Here is a 21,673-nt window from a genome sequence, read left to right as displayed (position 1 = left end):
CCGCAGGGCACGATGCAGTCCGAATCGAATGTCGTCAATCACCGCAGCCATCCTCGCCCTGGAGCGGCAGCGCTGAAAACGCTAACTGACTTCACCGCGCGGCTTGAGGCCTGGTCGGCGCCGTAGCGAAGCAGCATCCGGTGACTCTTCCAGCCCCGGATGGCCATGACGTCCTCCCCGGAGACGCCCGCTGAGAGCAGGTCGTCAGTCCAGGTGTGGCAGAAGCTATGCGGGGTCACAAGGGCCGGGTCGTGGCCCGCCTCCTCGGTGCGGCGCTTCACCATCCGGTACACACCCATGTACTGCATGGGGCGATGGGAACGAGCTCCCAGCCAGAGCCAAGGCTCTGCGTGCTTGTTGTGCTTGGTGCGAAGCCGCAGGTAGCGATGCAGCGCAGCAACCGTTCTGGGCTGGATGGGGATGACCCGGCCGTCCTTGCTGTTCCGGCCGCCCTTCAGCGGCACAACGATGAGCACACCCTCTGAGAGGTGCAGGTCGTCGACCTGGAGGTTCAAGAGCTCCTCGGCCCGAAGCCCCTCGGTGAGCACCCGGATCATGGCGTGGTCACGCACGCTCTCAAAGTCCCGCACCCGCGGACTCCCGCCGCCGGTGGCGGCCAGAACGTCGCGGACGAAGTCCTGACTGAGCGTGCGGGGCTTGCCCAGCTCGGGCGCTGCGAAGCGCTGAAATGAGGCGTGCAGGTACGGGTTGGGGTGGTCGTACTCCTGCTCAAGCCACACGAAGAAGAGCCGCAGGTTGCGCTGCTGGGTGTTGGTGCCACCGGTGTAGCCGCCCCGCCCGTCCAGACTCTTGGGAAGGTCGTGCTTGGCGTAGTACCAGCGGAAGAAGCGGTTGAGCAGCTGCGCGTCGCAGGCGGTGAAGTCCCCGGCGATCCCCTGCTCACTCATCCACCGATCCAGAGCCACGACGGCGAAGCGGTACGCGTCGATGGTGCGCCCCTGGTACGGGCGCCCACGACGGTTGGTCGTGGTCTGCAGATACATCACCCACTCGGCCAGCACCTGGGCCCGATAGTCCGCATCCGTCTCCACCTCTGTGGACAGCGCGAGCACAGAAGCGTCCGCGGGCAGCTCCCCGCGCCTGGCGACGGTGCGGGTGCGAAGCGGGTTCTTGTGCGTCTTCCTGGCAGCCATGAGCGCCCCTGTTTCGTCAGGGTGCTCGGCAAGATCACCTAAGCCGCTGTGTAACTTTCAGGCGGTGAAGCGACTTGCCCGAGCACCTTCTCAGGCTCGCCACGTCGCTCCCTACAGTGTATCTCCGCTGGTCAGACCAGCACTGGAGGCCGTGACCGGAATCGAACCGGCGTAACCCGCTTTGCAGGCGAGTCCCTCAACCACTCGGGCACACGGCCGTGTTGCTATGACGCTCGCGCATCCGCCCGCCCCGGTCAATGGATGCCCGCGCGGTGCCATACGACTGCCATGCCGCGTTAACAAACGGCCGCCGTGCAGCGCCGGACCCGCCCGGCGAGGGCCGCTAGGAGCCCTCCAGGAAGGACTCGACCGTGTCCCGGAACTCCTCCGGGGAGTCCACCCACGGATAGTGCCCCGCCCCCGGCAGGGTCGTGCTGCGGCCGTTCGGGAACCGCTCGGCGATCAGCTCGCCCGCCCGCACCCCCGTCGCCGCGTCGGCCTCGCCCGTGACCACCAGGACCGGGCAGGCGGTCTCCGCCAGTCGGGACACGATCGCCTTGCGCGCGCTCTCGTCCACGCCCTGCCAGAAGCCCGCGCGGGGGACCGGGTGGAGCTGGTCCGGCTCGGCTCCGGCGTGGGCCCGCTGACGCTCGCCCCAGGTGCCGTAGGAAAGGGGCCCCACCCGGAGCATCAGCTCCTTCACCCGGGGCAGCTCGGTGGCCGTCTCGAGTTCGGCCAGAGCCTGCTGGACGTCCTCGAACCAGGGCTCGCCCGCGCGGCTGCGGAAGATCTCCTCCATGTCCGTCATCCGCTCGCCCAGGATCCGGCTGCCGGGGGCGATCAGGACCATCCGGCTCAGCCGCTCGCCGTGCCGCGCCGCGTACGCCAGGGCGGTGGTCGCCGCCGCCGAGTGCGCCAGCAGGGCGAACCGCTCCAGCCCCAGATGGCGGCGCAGCGCCTCCACGTCCTCGGCGAGACGGGGGAACGCGTAGCTGGAGGGGTCCGCGGCGGCAGCCGACCCGCCCGTTCCGCGGTTCTCCAGGACGACCAGGGGCCGACGGGCGTTCAGTCCGCCGAGGTCCTCGAGGTAGGAGGCGTCACGTCCCGGGCCGCCCGGCAGGCAGACCAGGGGAGCGGTGGCCTCGCCGCCGCCCGGCTCCAGCACCTGGTAGGCCAGTTCGGTTCCGTCGTACGAAGTGAAGGTCGGCATGGTCACCGATCCTCGCCCGTTCCGGGTCCGCGCGCCCGTGCGACACGCGCCGTGGATCCGGTGCCGGAAGCCGGGCAAACCTGGTGATAAGTTCACAAAACCTAACCTGGCCTGACGTCGTATCAGGCCGCTGGGCCGCTGGATCAATGGGCCGTCAGGCCGCCCCGCCATGCCGCCGCCACGGGAGCTCCGCGTGAACGCACCAAGACGACGACTTCTCCTCGCCCTGCTGGCCGCCACGGCCCTCCTCGCGCCCCCCGCCATGGCCGCCGTGCCCGTACCCGCCCCCGAGGCCGAGCAGAGCTGGCGGTTCGACCTGGCCAGCCCCGAGGCCAAGCAGGCCAACATCGCCCATGGCACGCAGGGCATCACCATCAACGACCCCAAGCTGCGCACGCCCTCCGTCCGCGGCTCGTTCGGCGTCTACACCGCGCCCGCCAAGGACCTGGGGCGCCCGCTGACCGCGTTCACCGTGGAGAGGCGGGCCACGCTCCCGGCCGGCTCCAGGCTCCTGGTGGAGTTGCGCGGCCGGAACGCGGGGGAGCCGTGGACCGAGTGGCGGGAGGCCGCGGGTCCGGGAGAGGTGATCCTTCCCCACGCGGTCACCGAGCTCCAGGTGCGCCTGACCCTCGAGGGGGCCGAGCAGGCGAGCGCGGCCGAGGCCCCCACCGTCTCCGACGTCGTGGTCCGGGCCGCCGACAAGCAGCCCACCTCCTCCGGCGGCCCCGGCGGCGCCATGGCCGAGCAGCGCACGTACCGGATCTTCGCCACCCGCGAGGGGCTGGTCGGCGGAGTCACCGCCAATGGCCATGTCATCCAGGAGCGCGACCACTTCGTCGCCCTGCCCTCGCGCCGCATGCTGGCCGGTGACGGGGGCGACGAGTACCGGGTGCGCGTGTGCTACCAGGGCCGGTGCGAGACCGCCCCGGTGTGGGACGTCGGCCCGTGGAACACCGCGGACGACTACTGGAACACCGCGTCGCGGCGTGAGAACTGGAACGACCTCCCCCAGGGCACCCCGGAGGCGGAGGCCGCCTACCTCGACGGCTACAACGACGGCCGGGACGAGTTCGGCCGCCGGGTGCAGAACGCGGCCGGCCTGGACCTGGCCGACGGCGTCTTCTGGGACGGCCTCGGGATGACGGACAACGACTGGGTGGACCTGACCTTCCTGCCCACCGTGGACGACGTGGACTCCGGCGGCGGCAAGTAGGGCGGCGGGGGCGAGTAGGGCGGCGGCGGCGAGTAGGACGGCGGTGAGTGGGCCGACGGGGGCGAGTCGGACGGCGGTGAGTGGGCCGACGGGGGCGAGTCGGACGGCGGCAAGCAGGGCGGCGGCGGTGAAGTGGGACGGCGGCGGGCAGGGCGTGGAATCCGGCCATGCCGACCGGTGCGTCGTACGTCCTCGGACCTGGTCTGTTCGACGGATGTAGTGGGCGCGGCCGGGCCCGTACTCTTTCCTGGTGACCGCCCTCGACGAACCTCGCGACGACTCCCGCGAAGCGATATCCGCACCGCCCCAGCCCGTTCCCGAAGGCGGGGCAGGCGCGGTCGTCGCCGCGGTCCCGCCCTCCGCCGAGGGCGCCGAGCGGGAGCGGCAGGCGGAAGGTGTGCTCGGCCGCACCTACCGGGCGCTCACCCTGGGCATCGTCTCCTGCGTGGTGCTCATCGCCTTCGAGGCCACCGCGGTGAACACGGCGATGCCGGTGGCCGCCGCCCATCTGCACGGGCTCTCGCTCTACGCGTTCGCCTTCTCGGGGTTCTTCACCACCAGTCTGTTCGCGATGGTGGTCTCCGGCGAGTGGTCCGACCGGCGCGGGCCCCTGGCGCCGCTGTTCGCGGGGATCGGCGCGTTCGGCGCGGGGCTCGTGGTCTCGGGCACCGCCCAGAACATGTGGACCTTCGTCGGCGGGCGCAGCATCCAGGGGCTCGGCGGCGGGCTGGTCATCGTCGCGCTCTACGTGATCGTGGGGCGCCTGTACCCGGAGCGGCTGCGCCCGGCCGTCATGGCCGCCTTCTCCTCCGCCTGGGTGGTGCCCGCGATCGTGGGGCCGCTGGTGTCGGGCACCGTCACCGAGAACCTGGGCTGGCGGTGGGTCTTCCTGGCCATCCCCGTGCTCATCCTCCTGCCCGTCGCCGTGATGCTCCCCGCCCTGCGCAGGCTCGGCCCCGCCGAGGAGCCGCCGTCGAAGGCGGTCAACCAGCGGCGCGTCCTGCTCGCGCTCAGCGTCGCCCTGGGCACCGGACTCCTGCAGTACGCGGGGCAGGAGCGCTCCTGGATCGCCCTGATCCCGGCCGCGGCCGGCCTCGCGCTGCTCATCCCCGCCATCCTGCGGCTGCTGCCGCGAGGCACCTTCCGCGCCGCCCGGGGGCTGCCGGCCGTGATCCTGCTGCGCGGTGTCGCGGCGGGCTCGTTCCTGGCGGCGGAGAGCTTTGTGCCGCTGATGCTCGTGACCCAGCGGGGGCTGTCCGCGACCCTGGCCGGACTCTCGCTCACCAGCGGGGGGCTGAGCTGGGCGCTCGGCTCGTTCGTCCAGAGCCACCCGCGCGCCGACCGGCACCGGCACACGCTGATCCGGGGCGGAATGCTCCTCGTGGCGCTGTCCATCGCGGGCGCCGCGCTGGCCCTCGTCGAGGCCGTGCCCGCCTACGCGGTCGCCGTGGCCTGGGGCGTGGGCGGCCTCGGCATGGGCCTGACGATCTCCAGCGCCAGTGTGCTCCTGCTCAAGCTCTCCCCGCCGCAGGAGGCGGGCAACAACTCCGCCTCGCTCCAGGTGAGCGACGCCCTCGGCAACATCGTGCTGGTCGGTACGTGCGGTGTGGTCTTCTCGGCGCTCGGCGGAGGCTCGGTGGCCGTGCACACGGCGGCCCCGGCCGGCCCCGCGAACCCGGGCGCGTTCGCCGGGGTCCTCCTCTCGATGACCGCCGTCGCGCTGCTGGGCGCCTACGTCGCCACCCGTCTCAACCCCCGTACTTGAGGCGGCAGTCGGGCCCGCCGCGCACCCGGGCCCGCCCTCCACGACACCCCGGCCGGCCTCGGAGGACACCCCGGCCCGACCGCGCGTGACACGGGGAACGGTAGGCTGCTCCGGTCGCTCTGCCCCCAACCGCCCCGCCGGAGACCGTGACTACTACCGCCTCCCACCATCTCTCCCCGGCCTTCCCGGGCCGGGCGCCCTGGGGCACCGCGGGCAAGCTCCGCGCCTGGCAGCAGGGTGCGCTCGACGCGTACGCGCGGCGCGAGCCGCGTGACTTCCTGGCGGTGGCGACCCCGGGCGCGGGCAAGACGACCTTCGCGCTCACCCTGGCCTCCAAGCTCCTGCACCAGCACACGGTCCAGCAGATCACGGTGGTCGCGCCTACCGAGCACCTGAAGAAGCAGTGGGCGGAAGCGGCGGCCCGCATAGGCATCAAGCTGGACCCCGACTACTCCGCGGGTCCGGTCAGCCGGGAGTACCACGGCGTGGCCGTCACCTACGCGGGTGTCGGAGTGCGGCCGATGCTGCACCGCAACCGCTGCGAGCAGCGCAAGACCCTCGTCATCCTGGACGAGATCCACCACGCGGGCGACTCCAAGTCCTGGGGCGAGGCGTGCTTCGAGGCGTTCGACCCCGCCGCCCGGCGGCTGGCGCTGACCGGTACCCCGTTCCGTTCCGACACCAACCCCATCCCGTTCGTCACCTACGCCGAGGGCAGCGACGGCATCCGGCGCAGCGTCGCCGACTACACCTACGGCTACGGCAACGCCCTCGCCGACCATGTGGTCCGCCCGGTGATCTTCCTCTCCTACAGCGGCAACATGCGCTGGCGCACCAAGGCCGGGGACGAGATCGAGGCCAGGCTCGGCGAGCCGATGACCAAGGACGCCATCGGCCAGGCGTGGCGCACCGCGCTGGACCCGGCGGGCGACTGGATGCCCAATGTCCTGCGCGCCGCCGACCAGCGGCTCACCGAGGTCCGCAAGGCCATCCCGGACGCCGGCGCCCTGGTCATCGCCACCGACCACACCGCGGCCCGCGCCTACGCCAAGATGCTGCGCGAGATCACCGGCAAGAGCCCGACGGTGGTGCTGTCCGACGACACCGGGGCGTCGAAGAAGATCGAGACGTTCTCGTCCAGTGACGACCGCTGGATGGTGGCGGTCCGCATGGTCTCCGAAGGCGTGGACGTGCCGCGCCTTGCCGTCGGCGTCTACGCGACCTCGATCTCCACTCCGCTGTTCTTCGCCCAGGCAGTGGGCCGCTTCGTGCGCTCGCGCCGCCGCGGTGAGACGGCCTCGGTGTTCCTGCCCTCCGTTCCCATGCTGCTGAGCTTCGCCAACGAGATGGAGGTCGAGCGCGACCACGTCCTCGACAAGGCGAAGAAGAAGGAGGAGGGCCTGTACGACGAGGAGGACGCGCTCCTCGCCGAGGCCAACAAGGCGGACGACGAGGCCGACGGCGAGCAGGACATGCTGCCGTTCGAGGCGCTGGAGTCCGACGCCGTCTTCGACCGCGTCCTCTACGACGGCGCCGAGTTCGGAATGCAGGCCCACCCCGGCAGCGAGGAGGAGCAGGACTACCTCGGCATCCCGGGCCTGCTCGAGCCCGATCAGGTGCAGTTGCTCCTCCAGAAGCGGCAGGCCCGGCAGATCGCCCACAGCCGCAAGAAGCCGGACAACGAGGCCGATCTGCTGGAGCTGCCCGCCGACCGCCGCCCGGTGGTCACGCACAAGCAGCTTCTGGAGATGCGCAAGCAGCTCAACACCCTGGTGGCCGCCTGGCACCACCGCACCGGGAAGCCGCACGGGGTGGTCCACAACGAGCTGCGCCGGGTCTGCGGAGGCCCCCCGTCGGCCGAGGCCACGGCAGGCCAGCTCCAGGAGCGCATCGCCAAGATCCAGGAGTGGGCGACCCGGATGGCCTGAGCTGCCGAACCAAGGGCGTGAGCGTCGCACGCTCGGCTGCTCGTCCGGAGTCGACGAGGTGGCGGGACTGTCGCCGAGTGGGCGGAGAAGCGAACCTGGAGTTGCTGCGTGAGCGTCGCACGCTCGGCTGCCCGGCTGGAGTCGACGAGGTGGCGGGACTGTCGCCGAGTGGGCGGAGAAGCGAACCTGGAGTTGCTGCGTGAGCGTCGCACGCTCGGCTGCCCGGCTGGAGTCGACGAGGTGGCGGGACTGTCGCCGAGTGGGCGGAGAAGCGAACCTGGAGTTGCTGCGTGAGCGTCGCACGCTCGGCTGCTCGTCCGGAGTCGACGAGGTAGCCGGACTTCCGCCGAGCGGGCGGAGGAGCGAACCAAATTCCCGCCGAAGTCGGGATCAAGTGGAGCGATCCTCCACTCCTGATCATCCGGATTCTGGACGAGGTCTTCCGCTGACCGGTACACCCTCATTACCTTTCAAGCACTTCACACCGTGGCAGCGCCGCCGCGGGATCCAGCTGGTGCGCACTGAGCCATGCCACCGGCAGCCACCCGCGTGGGCGATGAGCCGCCGCCCGGGGAGGCCGCCATTCACCGAAGAGGGGGGCGTCGTGACTGCGGAGACCTCCCAGACACTCGACCGAGGACTGCGTGTCCTCAAGCTGCTCGCGGACACCGACCACGGCCTCACCGTCACCGAGCTCGCCAACAAGCTCGGGGTGAACCGCACGGTGGTCTACCGGTTGCTCGCCACCCTGGAACAGCACGCGCTGGTGCGCCGCGACATGGGCGGCCGCGCCCGCGTCGGCCTCGGAGTGCTGCGCCTGGCCCACCGTGTCCACCCGCTCCTGCGCGAGGCGGCCCTGCCCGCGCTGCGCAGCCTGGCGGAGGACATCGGAGCCACGGCGCACCTGACCCTCGTGGACGGCAACGAGGCCCTCGCGGTCGCCGTCGTGGAGCCGAGCTGGACCGACTACCACGTCGCCTACCGCACGGGCTTCCGCCACCCGCTGGACCGCGGCGCCGCGGGCCGGGCGATCCTCGCCGGGCGGGCCGCCTTCGTCGGAGGGGAAGCGCCGGCCGACGGTGCCGAGGAGCGATGTAGCGACGGCCACCGCCCCTCCTTCGTCCTCACCCATGGAGAACTCGAAGCCGGCGCCAGCGGGGCTGCCGCGCCCCTGATGGGTGTGAGCGGTGTCGAGGGCAGTGTGGGTGTCGTGATGCTCGCCGACACCATCCCCGAGCGGGTCGGCCCGCGTGTGGTCGACGCCGCCCTCGAAGTCGCCGATGCGCTGCGCTGACCACCGTCGGCGGCCCCCCGGATTGCCTCCCGCCGCGGTCACCACGTTTTAATGCCTAACGTGCCTTCTCGTGTCTCCTCCCGGGTCCGGGCCCTCGCGGTCTGCGCCGCCCTGGTCGCCGCCCTGCTCGCCGTGGCCGCGTTCGCGCCGCTGCCGTACTCGATCGTGCTGCCGGGCCTGACCGCCGACACCCTCGGCAAGGACCGCGGCAAGCCCGTCGTCGTCGTCTCGGGAACGGGGACACGCCCCACCACGGGCAAGCTGCTCCTGACGACGATCGCCGCCACCCAGCCCAATGCCACGGTGAGGTTCACCGACGTGTGGCACGCCTGGTGGGACGACCAGGAGGCGGCGATGCCGCGCAGCTCGGTCTACCCCGAGGGCGACTCCGTCAAGGAGATCGAGAAGCACAACACCGCGGAGATGGCGAAGTCCCAGAACGCCGCCACGGCCGCCGCGCTCAAGCATCTGGGACTGTCCTCGAAGCAGATCCAGGTGAAGCTCAACCTCGCCGACGTCGGCGGCCCCAGCGCCGGGCTGATGTTCACCCTCGGCATCATCGACAAGATCGACGGTGACGGACGCGGCGGTGACCTCACCGGTGGCAGGACCATCGCGGGGACCGGCACCATCACCCCCTCCGGCCAGGTCGGCCCCGTCGGCGGGGTGCCCCTGAAGGAGCAGGCGGCCAAGAGGGACGGCGCCACGGTCTTCCTCGTGCCCCGGGCCGAGTGCTCGGAGGCGAAGTCCGAACAGCCCGCGGGGCTGCGCCTGGTGCCCGTACGGGGCCTCGACGACGCGATTGCCTCCCTGAAGGCCCTGAACGGGCACGGGGGCAGCGTCCCTTCCTGCTAGGCGGCGGTGCCGCCGGGGGCGTCCCGTTGGGGGGCGTCCCGGTGCGCGCCGGTTTCCGCTAGCCGCCCGAGGTGTCTGCCGCCTGGCGGACGAGGGGGAGGACGCGGTAGGTGACCGGGTTCTCCATCGCGATGGCGGTGGCGGCGCGGACGATCCCCTCGAAGACGACGACCCGGTCGATGACGCGCTGGAGGTCGGCGTTGGAGCGGGCGACGATGCGGCACAGCATGTCGCCCTGCCCGGTGGTGGTGTGCATCTCCAGGACCTCGGGGACCGTCGCCAGATGCGCGCGAACATCCGGCCCCTGACCCTGTTTGATCTCCAGCGTCGCGAACGCCGTGACCGGGTAGCCGAGGGCCGCCGGGTCCACCTGGGGGCCGAAGCCGCGGATCACCCCCCGCTCGCGCAGACGGTCCAGCCGCGCCTGGACCGTGCCGCGCGCCACCCCGAGCCGCCGCGAGCACTCCAGTACACCGATGCGCGGCTCATTGGTCAGCAGTTCGATCAGCTGTCCGTCGAGCCCGTCGATCCCCATGGCCTCTCCTGTCCCCGCCCGATCGCGTGCGAGCCGTGTGCGAGCCGCCTTGCCGGCCGGTTCCCACCGGTCCCGCCGGACGATGGTCACCCTGTACAGCCGGACGGCGAAGGACGCCCTCCCGCTGTACAGCTTGTTCAGTGATTCTGCCAACTATTGCGCACCCTGGCCGCTGGGGTGACGCTTTTGTTCAACGACGTAGCGAGCAGACGCAGCGACCAGGGGAGCCCACGATGACCGACACCGCCCAGCCCGCCACGGTCCACGCGAGCGACGCCGACCCGTTCCCGGTCAAGGGCATGGACGCGGTCGTGTTCGCCGTGGGCAATGCCAAGCAGGCCGCGCACTACTACTCCACCGCCTTCGGAATGCGGCTCGTCGCCTACTCCGGCCCCGAGACCGGCGACCGTGAGGCCGCCAGCTACGTGCTCGTCTCCGGAGGGGCCAGGTTCGTCTTCACCTCCGTGGTCAAGGCCTCCACCGAGCGCGGCCGCTTCCTCGACCAGCATGTCGCCGCCCACGGCGACGGTGTCGTCGACCTCGCCATCGAGGTGCCGGATGCCCGGGCCGCCTACGCCTACGCCGTCGCGCACGGCGCCAAGGGCCTGGCCGAGCCGTACGAGCTCGAGGACGAGCACGGCACCGTCGTCCTCGCGGAGATCGCCACGTACGGCGAGACCAAGCACACCCTGGTCGACCGCTCCGGCTACGACGGCGCCTACCTGCCCGGTTTCGTCGAGCGCGCGCCGATCGTCGAGCCCGGCCCCCGCCGCTTCCAGGCCATCGACCACTGCGTCGGCAATGTGGAGCTCGGCCGGATGGACGAGTGGGTGGCGTTCTACAACAACGTCATGGGCTTCACGAACATGAAGGAGTTCGTGGGCGACGACATCGCCACCGAGTACTCGGCGCTGATGTCGAAGGTCGTCGCGGACGGCACCCTCAAGGTGAAGTTCCCGCTGAACGAGCCCGCCATCGCCAAGAAGAAGTCGCAGATCGACGAGTACCTCGAGTTCTACGGCGGCCCCGGCGTCCAGCACATCGCCCTCGCCACCAACGACATCGTCGCCACCGTCCGGGCGATGCGCGCCGCGGGTGTGGAGTTCCTCGACACCCCCGACTCCTACTACGACACCCTCGGTGAGTGGGTCGGCGAGACCCGGGTGCCGCTCGACGAGCTGCGCGAGCTGAAGATCCTCGCCGACCGCGACGAGGACGGCTACCTGCTCCAGATCTTCACCAAGCCGGTCCAGGACAAGCCGACCGTCTTCTTCGAGATGATCGAGCGGCACGGCTCCATGGGCTTCGGCAAGGGAAACTTCAAGGCGCTGTTCGAGGCCATCGAGCGCGAGCAGGAGCGGCGCGGGAACCTGTAGCCCACACGTAGCGCCGCCGCCGCCGGGGTGGCACGCTGCGGATATGGGCGATCTCGTCGAACAGCTCCGCAGCGGCCTCCCCGCCGAGGCCGTGGTGACCGACCCGGACATCACGGCGTCCTACCGCAATGACATGGCCAGCTTCTGCGAGGCGGGCGACCCCGCCGTCGTGGTGCTGCCCCGCACGGTCGAGCAGGTCCAGCATGTGATGCGGACGGCGACGGCCCTCAGGGTGCCCGTGGTCCCGCAGGGCGCGCTGACCGGCCTGTCGGGCGCGGCCAACGCCGTCGAGGGATGCATCGCGCTGTCGCTGGTCAAGATGGACCGCATCCTCGACATCGACCCCGTCAACCGCATCGCGGTGGTCGAGCCGGGCGTCGTCAACGCCGTGCTGTCCAAGGCCGTGGCCGAGAAGGGCCTGTACTACCCGCCGGATCCGTCGAGCTGGGAGCAGTGCACGATCGGCGGCAACATCGGCACGGGCTCGGGCGGCCTGTGCTGCGTGAAGTACGGGGTCACCGCCGAGTACGTCCTCGGCCTCGAGGTCGTACTCGCCGACGGGCGGCTGATGACGACCGGCCGCCGCACCGCCAAGGGCGTGGCCGGATACGACCTGACCCGGCTGTTCGTCGGCGCCGAGGGCACCTTGGGCATCGTGGTCCGCGCGGTGCTGGCCCTGCGCCCTACGCCGCCGCCCCAACTCGTCCTGGCGGCCGAGTTCTCCTCCGTGGAGGCGGCGAGCGACGCGGTCTGCCGGATCATGGAGGGCGGCCATGTCCCCTCGCTGCTCGAGCTGATGGACCACACCACGATCCGCGCGGTCAACGCGCTGGCGAACATGGGCCTGCCCGGGTCCACCCAGGCGCTCCTGCTGGCTGCCTTCGACACCCCCGAGCCCTCCGCCGACCTGGCCGAGGTCGGCCGACTGTGCGAGCAGGCGGGCGCGGTGGCGGTGGTCCCGGCCGACGACGTCGCCGAGTCCGAACTTCTCCTGCAGGCCCGCAGGTTGTCGCTGGTCGCCCTGGAGACGCTCGGCACCACGATGATCGACGACGTGGCCGTGCCCCGCTCCAGGCTCGGACGGATGCTGAGCGGTGTCTCCGCGATCGCCGACAAGTACGGCCTGACCATTGGCGTGTGCGCCCACGCGGGCGACGGCAACACCCACCCGGTGGTGTGCTTCGACGCCGGCGACCCGGACGAGACCCGTCGCGCCCGGGAGTCGTTCGACGAGATCATGGCGCTGGGCCTGGAACTCGGCGGCACCATCACGGGTGAGCACGGAGTGGGGGTGCTGAAGAAGGAGTGGCTGGCCAGGGAGCTCGGACCCACGGGAGTGGAGCTCCAGCGCGGCATCAGGTCGGTCTTCGATCCGCTGGGCATCCTCAACCCCGGGAAGGTCTTCTGAGCGGCCCGCGGCCTAGGCGCACCCGTCGGGGCCCTCGTCCCTGCCCCCGCGACCGTCGCGCAGCCATGGATCGTCCGGGGCGCACGGGGCGAACAGCTTGTCGAGGTGTTCGTCAAGCGCCAGCCGTTCCCCCTCCTCGCCCGCGGACACCACCCGCAGGGTGCGCTCCAGCCAGGAAGCCACCGGGGAGGCGGGAGCCTCCAGCAGTGCCTCGCCGTCGGAGGAGCTCAGCGCCACACAGATGACACTCCTGCCGCTCACCTTGGCCGGCCAGATCCGGACATCGCCGTGGCCGCAGGGGCGGAAGACGCCCTCCGCGAGGAGTTCGCGGGAGAAGGTCCAGCTCACGGGGCAGGCCGAGCCCAGGTGGAAGAGGATGTGGACGGCGTAGGGGTCGTCGGCGCGGTAGCTCAGCCGGGCGGGCACCGGGATGCTCCGCTCGGGGGAGAGCACCAGGGCCAGCTCCAACTCGTGTTCGATCACACTCTCCATGGCGGTGTGGTTCCCTCCTGTGGGTGATTCCCTGAAGTGGAGAGCGACTTCACGGGATTCCCTTACGCGGGTTTCGGGCAGGGCTCGGCGGGGCCGCGCATCTGGTAGATGTGGAGCCTCAAACTCACAGCCCAACAGATACGGGATGCAGTGGACATGAGTGGCCACCCCTCCGCTTCCTCCGGCTCGAACCCCGCCCCCGGCTACTACGCGGATCCCTCCATTCCCAAGTACATCCGGTACTGGAACGGCTCGGCATGGGTGCCGGGCACGAGCCGTCCCGAGCCCGGGCCCGGAGAGGTGCTGGCGCCGCCCGCGGGCGTCGTGCCGGAGCCCAGATCCGCACCGGGCACCGCCCCACCTCCCGCGCCCGCCCCTGCCCCTGCTCCGCCTCCCGCGCCCGCTCCCGCCGGGACCCCGGACGTGGAGGAGTCGGGGCCGGTCTACCTGGACGAGGAGGAGCCGTTCGCCGAGCCGCCGTCAACCCAGTGGGCCGCGGACGCCCGTCGGCAGGGTGGAGGTCTCTCGGTCTCCTGGGGGCAGGTGGACACCACCGACTCGGCCCCCGCCGACCCGCGCGTGCGGCCCCCGGCCGAACATCCGGAGTCCACCGGGCCCCGGATGCCCGACCGTTCGGGACAGCCTGCCGGGCCCGGGACGGACGGCCGTCCGGGGCAGCCCGCGCAGTCCTCCCCGCCCTCGGCCCAGGAGGGGGCCGCGGGACCCGCGGCCGTGCCCTCCCAGCCGCTCTCCGCGCCGGCCGGCTCCCGGGCCGCCGACACCCGGGCCGCCGACGCACAAGCCGCCCACTCGCAAGCCGCCCACTCGCAAGCCGCCGGCTCCGACACCGCCCGTGCCGGGTCCGCCCAGCAGGCCCCCTCGGCGGCGGCCCAGCCGATGCCGTGGGCCCAGCAGGTGCAGCGGCTCGCCCGCCAGGAGCCCGAGTCCCAGGGCCAGGGCCAGGCGGTCGGGCAGGCCTTCGGGGAGAACGCCCTCGCCTGGCGCCCGCCGCCCCCGGACCCCTTCCTCAACGCCACCCGGGAGCCCGGCCGCCCGTCCTCCCTGGGCCGGCGCCTGGCCGCCCGGGTGATCGACTCGCTGGTCTTCGGCGCCGTTGTGGCCGCCGCCGCCGTGCCGCTGTCGGGCGCGGCCATCCAGCACGTCCAGGACAAGCTGGACGAGGCGAAGGCCACCGGCGAGACGGTCCAGGTGTGGCTGATCGACGGGACCACGGGCATGTACCTGGGGCTGCTGGCGGCCGTGGTGCTGCTGTTCGGGTTCCTCTACGAGGCGCTGCCCACCGCCAAATGGGGCAGGACCTTGGGCAAGCGGCTGATGAGGATCCGGGTGCTGGACATCGAGGGGCACGACGTCCCGGGGATCCGCCAGTCGCTGCGACGCTGGCTGGTCTACCACGTGCTCGGTCTGCTCGTGATCGGCGTGCTCGATGTGCTGTGGTGCCTGTTCGACCGGCCGTGGCGGCAGTGCTGGCACGACAAGGCGGCACGCACCTTCGTCGCCGCGGAGGGCTGAACGGGTGAAATCGGCGCCGTCCCTCTAACGGGCCGCGCCCGGGGGCGTGCCGTCGCCACCGGTGCTTCACTCCGGATATGAGCAACAACCAGCCGCCGCCGGGTGAGGACGATCCGTATCGCAAGAAGGATCCGGGCGCCCCGCAGCCGCCCCCGGACGCTCCCGCGCCCGGGGGCGGCTCGCCCTACGACCAGCCCCCTCCGGGAGCTCCGCCCCCTCCCGGCGGCGAGCCCCCGCCGGGGTGGCGGCAACCGCCGGGCGGGCAGCCCCCGCCCGAGTCTTCGCCGCAGCCCCCGCCCTCGTACGGCGGTGGGCCCTACGGGCAGCCGCCACCGGCCTACGGGCACGATCCCGCGGGCGCGTACGGGGCGCCCGACCCCCGGCTGCTGGGGATGCCCCCGCTGGGCAAGAGCTGGCGGCGGCTGCTCGCCCGCATCATCGACGCGATCATCGTGGGCATTCCGGTCAGCCTGGTCCTGTCGCTCGTCGGGCTGATCAAGTGGAGGACGCAGAACGAGGACGCGGGAACGGCGTTCACCGGCAACTTCGGCGCCGAGGTCATCTACGTCGTCGTGTACTTCGTGTACGAGGGGCTGATGCTCGCCCGCAGCGGCCAGACGCTGGGAAAGATGGCGATGAGGATCCGGGTGGCGATGCTGGACACCGGCTCCACACCCACCGAGCCGGCGGCGTGGAAGCGCGCGGGTGTCTACAGCCTTCCCACCGTGGTGCCCTGCTGCGGCGGCCTCTTCTGGCTCGTCAATGTGCTGTGGCACCTCGGGGACAAGCCCTACCGGCAGTGCCTGCACGACAAGGCGGCCAAGACCGTGGTGGTCTCCACGCAGTAGTGTCCCGCCCGGCCGGTGGCCGGGACGGGACAGACCGGTGCTCGGGGGCAGGGAACACAGGTGGGGGAAATCGGCCTAGCGGCGCAGCGAGGGCTCGCTGACCCGGGACTGCGCACCGCCGCTGCTCGGCACTGATGATGTCGGGACTGTCGTGGTACGCCGACGCTTCGCCGATGCGCGCCGGGGGGAGGGCGCAGCGGAGATGGCGACAAGCGTGCCCAGAGCGAGGCCGACGACGGCTATGACGACGACGCCGACTCCGGATCGGGCTTCTGACAGCAACAGCATCGCAAGTGTCGAGAAGACGACGGTGGCCGTACCGTAGGCAAGTTGTGCTGGGGTCGGACGCGGCATGGCGGGCTCCGTCCTGAAAAACGGGGGGAGTTGTTCGGTCAGGTCCACATGGCGGCGCCGTCTACTGACTCTACGAGGCCTGATGCCCGAGTGGAACCACAGGTAAGCGTGACCTAACGCACGGTGCCGTCGCACAGGGGGGCGCATGGGTTCACGGCACCGGAGGACGCCAAGACGGACATCTCGAATGATGGACAGTGCCCGGAGGGTCGGCGAGCCGGTGGAACCCTCGGCTCTCACTCTGGGCAGTCACGCCGGTCCTGGATCCGGTACGTACCGGGCGGGCGGTCACCCGATGTAAAGGTGCGCCGGTGAGGTCGAAGGGGCGCGCGATGGGGAGTGCGCCCCACCCTCCGATCCCCTGGCGTGATCTCAAGCGCCCCTGGGACGCGCCTCGCTGATGGCTCGAATGGCACTGGTGTCCGATAGTTGTATGGAGGCGACCGCTCACCGTACTGGCTTGGTGTGTTCAAAACAAGATCTGGCTTTTCGAACCCTCCTTCGGTCGAATAGGGCGACTCGGTCCGAAGGGGAGGACGACTCGCTTTGAACAGCCAACGGAGGATCCACAGACCCGCGCTCATGGCAGCGGCGCTGGTGGCGGCCCTCGGTGCGGCAGCGCTGCCGAGCACGGCACTCGCGTCCGCGGCACCGGAAGGAGCGGCCCACCGCGACCCGGCTGCCGCACCGGCCGACCACGGCAAGCACGTCGAGCACAACCTGCCGGGCCCGCTCACCAAGCGGGAGAACGCCAGGCGGCAGGCGGCCGTCGAGAAGCTGGTCTCGGGCGACGCCCGGATCACGCGGCGCGGCGCCTCGAAGAGCGTGAAGCTCGGCAAGGGCAAGTATGTCGAGTTCGACCGGCAGAAGACGGACAAGATCTTCACCGTGCTCGTCCAGTTCGGCGACACGGTGGACAGCACCACCATGTACGACCCGGACGGCGACGGCCCGCAGCCCCCCGTGGTCAAGTACGGCGGCGAGCCCGGCCCGCAGCACAACCAGATCCCGAAGCCGGACCGCAAGACGAACAACACCACGATCTGGCAGAAGGACTTCAACCGGAAGCACTTCCAGGACCTGTACTTCGCCAAGAAGGGCACCAGCTCCGTCGCGAAGTACTACGAAAAGCAGTCCTCGGGCCGCTACTCGGTCGACGGCGAGGTCGCCGACTGGGTCAAGGTCAAGTACAACGAGGCCCGCTACGGCTCCAACTACTGCGGCCAGTCCAACTGCTCCAACGTCTGGGACCTCGTCCGCGACGGTGTGAACCAGTGGGCCGAGGACCAGAAGGCCCAGGGCAAGACGGACGAGCAGATCAAGAAGGCGCTCGCCGCTTACGACAAGTGGGACCGGTACGACTTCGACCACGACGGCGACTTCAACGAGCCCGACGGGTACATCGACCACTTCCAGATCGTGCACGCCGGCGAGGACGAGTCCGCGGGCGGCGGCGCCCAGGGCACCAATGCCCTGTGGGCCCACCGCTGGTACGCCTACGGCAGCGACGCCGGCAAGACCGGCCCCGCCGACAACAAGCTCGGCGGCACCGAGATCGGCAAGAGCGGCATCTGGGTCGGCGACTACACCCTCCAGCCCGAGAACGGCGGCCTCGGCGTCTACGCGCACGAGTTCGGCCACGACCTCGGCCTGCCCGACCACTACGACACCACCTACAAGGGCGAGAACTCCTCGGGGTTCTGGACCCTGATGTCGAGCGGCTCATGGCTGAGCGAGGGCAAGACCGACATCGGCTCGCGCCCCGGCGACATGTCCGCCTGGGACAAGCTCCAGCTCGGCTGGCTGAACTTCGCCACCGGCAAGGCGGCCACGAAGTCCACCCACACCCTGGGCGTGGCGGAGTACAACACCAAGAACAAGCAGGGCCTGGTCGTCAAGCTGCCCAAGAAGTCGGTCACCACCACCATCGCGAAGCCCGCCGAGGGCACCAAGCAGTGGTGGAGCGGCTCGGGCAACGACCTGAAGAACACCCTCACGCGCTCCGTGGACCTCACGGGCAAGGCGAAGGCGGACCTGTCCCTCAAGGGCTGGTTCGACATCGAGCAGGACTACGACTTCCTGTACACCGAGGTCTCGACCGACGGCGGGAAGGACTGGACAGCGCTCGACGGCACCGTCGACGGCAAGGCCCTTCCGCGTGACGGCAGCGGCGCCCCGGCGCTGACCGGCGTCAGCGGCAAGTACACCGACCTCGCCTTCCCGCTGGACGCCTACGCGGGCAAGAAGTTCGACCTGCGCTTCCGCTACACCTCCGACGGCGGCGTGGCGGGCAAGGGCTTCACGGCCGACGCCATCAAGCTCACCGCCGACGGCGGCGCGGTGTTCACGGACGGCGCCGAGGGCGGCGACAACGGCTGGACCGCCGCCGGGTTCTCCCGCATCGGTGAGTCCTTCACCAAGAAGTACGCCGAGTACTACATCGCGGAGAACCGCCAGTACGTCTCCTACGACAAGGTGCTGAGGACCGGCCCGTACAACTTCGGCTGGGCGAGCACCAAGCCCGACTGGGTGGAGCGCTTCGCCTACCAGAACGGCCTGCTCATCTCGCTGTGGGACACCTCGCAGACCGACAACAACGTGGGCGACCACCCCGGCGAGGGCCTGATCCTGCCCATCGACGCGCACGCCAAGCCGCTGCACTGGAAGGACGGGACGCTGCTGCGCACCCGCATCCAGGGCTTCGACTCGACGTTCAGCCTCAAGGGCACGGACGCGCTCACCGTCCACAAGGAGGGCGTGGCCAAGAGCTGGAAGGCGAAGAAGGGCAACCCCACCTTCGACGACCGCACCGGCACCTACTGGTACCCCGAGACGCAGTACGCGAGCGTCAAGGTGCCGAACACCGACACGATCATCAAGATCCTGTGGGAGTCGAAGACCGGCCAGACCATGAAGGTCCGGGTCGACAAGTCCAAGAAGTAGGCCCGGCACAGCTCGCGCCGTGCTGAAAGCGGCCCCGGAGGGATCCCCTGGTCCCTCCGGGGCCGCTGCCGTGCCGGGCGCGGCGTGCCGGGGCAGCGGCGCGCCGCAGGGCTCGGGCGGCACCGCCGGTCACCGCGCGGTCACCATTTGCAGCGAAGCGGTGGCGCTGCGCGCCCGGCCGCCGGATCATTGGTCCATGGCCACTGGTGGAGGGTTCGTCAGGCGCCCGGACGGGAGCGTGGTCATCGCGCTGTCCCTGCCGCATCCGGGCGGGGAGGCCGGTCGGCTGCGGGTGATCGTGCACGCGGCCAACCGGCAGCGCGGACTCACCCGGCTGCGCAACCTCGGCTTCCGGGCCGTCCACCTGCGGGGCAACTCGGCCCCGCCCACCCCCGACGAGGTCAGCGCCGTGCTGTACCACCCGGAGGGGCTGGTCTGGCGTCCGGTCGACGCCGGGCCCACCGATCTGTGGCAGCCGGTCAGCACCCTCTTCCGCCCGGCCCGCTCGCACTAGGGCGGAGGACCGGGGCGAGGACCATGGCCCGGGCCGAGGGCCAGTGGCCGGGGCCGAGGCCGAGGGCCAGTGGCCGGTCGGGCGGCCGCCGGTCGGGCGGGGGTCAGGATGTCGGGCGGGGGTCAGGATCGGGTCACAACCGGGGCCGGTCCTCCATGACCGGCTCCCCGGAGAGCTTCACGCCCGCGTCCCGCATCTCGTCCAGGGCGCTGTCGGTCGTCTCCCGGGCCACGCCCGCCGTCAGCTCCAGCAGCACCTGCGTGGTGAAGCCCTCGCGTATCGCGTCCAGGGCGGTGGCCCGCACGCAGTGGTCGGTGGCTATGCCGACGATGTCCACCTCGGACACCCGCCGCGCCTTCAGCCAGTCGGCGAGCCCCACCCCGTTCTCGTCCAAGCCCTCGAAGCCGCTGTAGGCGGCCGCGTAGGCGCCCTTGTCGAAGACCGCGTCCACCGCGCCGGAGGTCACCGCGGGGGCGAAGTTGGGATGGAAGCCCACGCCCTCGGTGCCCGCCACGCAGTGAGCGGGCCAGCTGTGCACGTAGTCGGGGTGCTGGGAGAAGTGGCTGCCCGGCTCTATGTGCCGGTCGCGTGTGGCGACGACATGGGAGTAGCCCGCCGGCGCCTGGGCGACCAGGTCGGTGATGGCGGCGGCGACCTCCGCGCCGCCGGCGACTGCGAGGCTTCCGCCCGCGCAGAAGTCGTTCTGGACGTCGACGACGATCAGAGCCCGGTGCATGGTGCTTCCTTCGGGTCAGGAGCGGAAGGTGCGGGGACGGGTCGGAGGACTCGGGGCGGGGAGCCGGGCGCGGATGCCCCGCTCACGAGACTAGAGACTGGGGCCCCGGTGCGGGAGAGGGCCCTGTCCCCTGCCTCACACCACCTCGGTGGGGATGACCGGCTCTCCCTTGGAGAGCATGGTCGCGGACAGCGGCAGCGCGCCGCGGGCCTCCACGTGCCGTCTGCGTGCCGCGTCCAGGGGCTCGCGCCCGGCCGTCCCACCGCCCACCACCAGCGGTACGAGCAGCTGCTGGTCCGCCAACTCCGGCGGCACCGGCCCGGTGCCGATGACCTCCGCCTCGGCCACCCCGTGCTCGTCCCGCCGCCGCGCCGCCCATTTGCGGCCCCCGAGGCTGGTCTTGGGCCCCAGGGACTTCTTGGCCACCGGCTCCAGGGGCGCGTCCGGGTCGGTCGAGCGCGCGCGTGCCACCAGCTTGTAGACCATCGAGCACGTCGGGTGCCCGCTGCCGGTCACCAGCGCGGTGCCGACCCCGTAGGCGCCGACCGGCGCCGAGGCCAGCGAGGCCATCGCGTACTCGTCCAGGTCGCTGGTCACGACGATCTTCGTGTTCGTGGCACCGAGCTCGTCCAGCTGCTGCCGCACCCGGTGGGCGAGCAGGACCAGGTCGCCGGAGTCGATGCGGACGGCGCCGAGCTCCGGCCCCGCCACCTCCACGGCGGTGCGCACCGCCTCGGACAGGTCGTAGGTGTCGACCAGCAGGGTGGTGCCGCTGCCGAGGGAGACCACCTGCGCCTTGAAGGCGTCCCGTTCGCTGTCGTGCACAAGGGTGAAGGCGTGGGCGCTGGTGCCGATGGTGGGGATGCCGTAGCGGAAGCCGGCGGCGAGGTTGGAGGTGCTGGAGAAGCCGCCGATGTAGGCCGCCCGCGAGGCGGCGACCGCCGCCAGCTCATGGGTGCGCCGCGCGCCCATCTCCATCAGCGGCCGGTCCCCGGCCGCCACCGCCATCCGGGAGGCGGCGGCCGCGATGGCCGAGTCGTGGTTGAGGATCGACAGGATCACGGTCTCCAGCAGCACCGCCTCCGCGAATGTGCCCTCGACCCGCACGACCGGCGAGCCGGGGAAGTACACCTCTCCCTCGGGGTAGCCGTGGATGTCGCCGCTGAAGCGGTAGCCGTCCAGCCAGGCCAGCGTCTCGTCGTCCACGATGTGCTCGGTGGACAGGAAGCTCAGCACGGCGTCGTCGAACCGGAAGTTCTCCACCGCGTCCAGGACCCGGCCCGTGCCGCCGACCACGCCGTAGCGGCGCCCCTCGGGCAGACGGCGGGTGAACACCTCGAACACGGACCGCCGGTGAGCCGCCCCGCTTCGCAGCGCGGCCTGGAGCATCGTCAGCTCGTACCGGTCGGTGAACAGCGCCGTGGAGGGAACGAGGACCGGAAGCCCCAGCGCGGAGGCCGCCTCCCGTCCCCGTGCCTCGGAGAATTCGAAGCCTTGGGAGTCCATACGGTGATG

The 21,673-nt window shown here is 71.2% G+C and carries 17 protein-coding genes and 1 tRNA gene; 11 read left to right on the top strand and 7 right to left on the bottom strand.

Annotated features, from left to right (window positions below):
- Positions 1 to 38 precede the first annotated feature (38 nt).
- The 3 genes from IEY86_RS15910 to IEY86_RS15900 all read right to left on the bottom strand — a co-directional run bounded on the left by IEY86_RS15910 (position 39) and on the right by IEY86_RS15900 (position 2,364).
- Positions 39 to 1,154 carry a tyrosine-type recombinase/integrase gene (locus IEY86_RS15910; protein WP_229698460.1) on the bottom strand — a complete coding sequence of 372 codons (1,116 nt, stop codon included), beginning with the start codon at positions 1,152 to 1,154 and terminating at the stop codon, positions 39 to 41.
- A 143-nt stretch (positions 1,155 to 1,297) separates the two neighbouring features.
- Positions 1,298 to 1,372 (bottom strand) — tRNA-Cys (locus IEY86_RS15905).
- 125 nt (positions 1,373 to 1,497) lie between these two features.
- Positions 1,498 to 2,364 carry an alpha/beta fold hydrolase gene (locus IEY86_RS15900; RefSeq protein ID WP_189132334.1) on the bottom strand — a complete coding sequence of 289 codons (867 nt, stop codon included), beginning with the start codon at positions 2,362 to 2,364 and terminating at the stop codon, positions 1,498 to 1,500.
- A gap of 193 nt (positions 2,365 to 2,557) precedes the next feature.
- Between IEY86_RS15900 and IEY86_RS15895 the strand changes: the two genes are divergently transcribed.
- From IEY86_RS15895 to IEY86_RS15875, 5 genes are all read left to right on the top strand, one after another.
- Positions 2,558 to 3,577, top strand: coding sequence for a DUF8814 domain-containing protein (locus IEY86_RS15895; RefSeq protein WP_189132333.1), 1,020 nt, complete (start codon positions 2,558 to 2,560; stop codon positions 3,575 to 3,577).
- 250 nt (positions 3,578 to 3,827) lie between these two features.
- Positions 3,828 to 5,342: an MFS transporter gene (locus IEY86_RS15890; protein ID WP_189132332.1), complete on the top strand. Its 1,515-nt coding sequence runs from the start codon at positions 3,828 to 3,830 to the stop codon at positions 5,340 to 5,342.
- Between the two features lie 146 nt (positions 5,343 to 5,488).
- Entirely contained in the window at positions 5,489 to 7,270 is a 1,782-nt protein-coding gene (locus IEY86_RS15885) for a DEAD/DEAH box helicase (RefSeq protein ID WP_189132331.1), read from the top strand.
- 604 nt (positions 7,271 to 7,874) lie between these two features.
- Entirely contained in the window at positions 7,875 to 8,564 is a 690-nt protein-coding gene (locus IEY86_RS15880; RefSeq protein ID WP_189132330.1) for an IclR family transcriptional regulator, read from the top strand.
- 51 nt (positions 8,565 to 8,615) lie between these two features.
- Positions 8,616 to 9,419 carry a S16 family serine protease gene (locus IEY86_RS15875; protein ID WP_373287034.1) on the top strand — a complete coding sequence of 268 codons (804 nt, stop codon included), beginning with the start codon at positions 8,616 to 8,618 and terminating at the stop codon, positions 9,417 to 9,419.
- 58 nt (positions 9,420 to 9,477) lie between these two features.
- Here the strand turns inward: IEY86_RS15875 and IEY86_RS15870 are convergent, their stop codons facing one another.
- Positions 9,478 to 9,954: an Lrp/AsnC family transcriptional regulator gene (locus tag IEY86_RS15870; protein ID WP_189132355.1), complete on the bottom strand. Its 477-nt coding sequence runs from the start codon at positions 9,952 to 9,954 to the stop codon at positions 9,478 to 9,480.
- 233 nt (positions 9,955 to 10,187) lie between these two features.
- Between IEY86_RS15870 and hppD the strand changes: the two genes are divergently transcribed.
- Together hppD and IEY86_RS15860 are read left to right on the top strand one after the other, a co-directional pair.
- Positions 10,188 to 11,330, top strand: coding sequence for a 4-hydroxyphenylpyruvate dioxygenase (hppD, locus tag IEY86_RS15865; RefSeq protein WP_189132328.1), 1,143 nt, complete (start codon positions 10,188 to 10,190; stop codon positions 11,328 to 11,330).
- A gap of 43 nt (positions 11,331 to 11,373) precedes the next feature.
- Positions 11,374 to 12,738, top strand: a complete 1,365-nt coding sequence (locus IEY86_RS15860) for an FAD-binding oxidoreductase (RefSeq protein WP_189132327.1) — start codon at positions 11,374 to 11,376, stop codon at positions 12,736 to 12,738.
- A gap of 12 nt (positions 12,739 to 12,750) precedes the next feature.
- Here IEY86_RS15860 and IEY86_RS15855 read toward each other — a convergent pair whose 3' ends face one another.
- Positions 12,751 to 13,230: an SsgA family sporulation/cell division regulator gene (locus IEY86_RS15855; RefSeq protein ID WP_189132326.1), complete on the bottom strand. Its 480-nt coding sequence runs from the start codon at positions 13,228 to 13,230 to the stop codon at positions 12,751 to 12,753.
- Between the two features lie 156 nt (positions 13,231 to 13,386).
- Between IEY86_RS15855 and IEY86_RS15850 the strand changes: the two genes are divergently transcribed.
- From IEY86_RS15850 to IEY86_RS15835, 4 genes are all read left to right on the top strand, one after another.
- Positions 13,387 to 14,763 carry an RDD family protein gene (locus IEY86_RS15850; protein WP_189132325.1) on the top strand — a complete coding sequence of 459 codons (1,377 nt, stop codon included), beginning with the start codon at positions 13,387 to 13,389 and terminating at the stop codon, positions 14,761 to 14,763.
- A gap of 77 nt (positions 14,764 to 14,840) precedes the next feature.
- A complete protein-coding gene (locus IEY86_RS15845; RefSeq protein WP_189132324.1) occupies positions 14,841 to 15,611 on the top strand; it encodes an RDD family protein in 771 nt (256 codons plus the stop codon).
- A gap of 900 nt (positions 15,612 to 16,511) precedes the next feature.
- Complete coding sequence (locus IEY86_RS15840; protein WP_373287033.1) at positions 16,512 to 18,908, top strand: immune inhibitor A domain-containing protein; 2,397 nt, start codon at positions 16,512 to 16,514, stop codon at positions 18,906 to 18,908.
- 196 nt (positions 18,909 to 19,104) lie between these two features.
- Complete coding sequence (locus tag IEY86_RS15835) at positions 19,105 to 19,422, top strand: hypothetical protein (RefSeq protein WP_189132322.1); 318 nt, start codon at positions 19,105 to 19,107, stop codon at positions 19,420 to 19,422.
- A gap of 133 nt (positions 19,423 to 19,555) precedes the next feature.
- On the opposite strand, the gene IEY86_RS15830 is transcribed toward IEY86_RS15835, so the two are convergent.
- On the bottom strand, positions 19,556 to 20,158 hold the full coding sequence (locus tag IEY86_RS15830) for an isochorismatase family protein (RefSeq protein ID WP_189132321.1): 603 nt from the start codon (positions 20,156 to 20,158) through the stop codon (positions 19,556 to 19,558).
- 135 nt (positions 20,159 to 20,293) lie between these two features.
- Positions 20,294 to 21,664 carry a nicotinate phosphoribosyltransferase gene (locus tag IEY86_RS15825; RefSeq protein WP_189132320.1) on the bottom strand — a complete coding sequence of 457 codons (1,371 nt, stop codon included), beginning with the start codon at positions 21,662 to 21,664 and terminating at the stop codon, positions 20,294 to 20,296.
- Positions 21,665 to 21,673: the final 9 nt, after the last annotated feature.

This window comes from Wenjunlia tyrosinilytica, assembly GCF_014646055.1.
GTDB lineage: Bacteria > Actinomycetota > Actinomycetes > Streptomycetales > Streptomycetaceae > Wenjunlia > Wenjunlia tyrosinilytica.
Note: the sequence above shows the minus strand (reverse complement) of the source record. Positions and strands in the feature narration are given on the sequence as shown.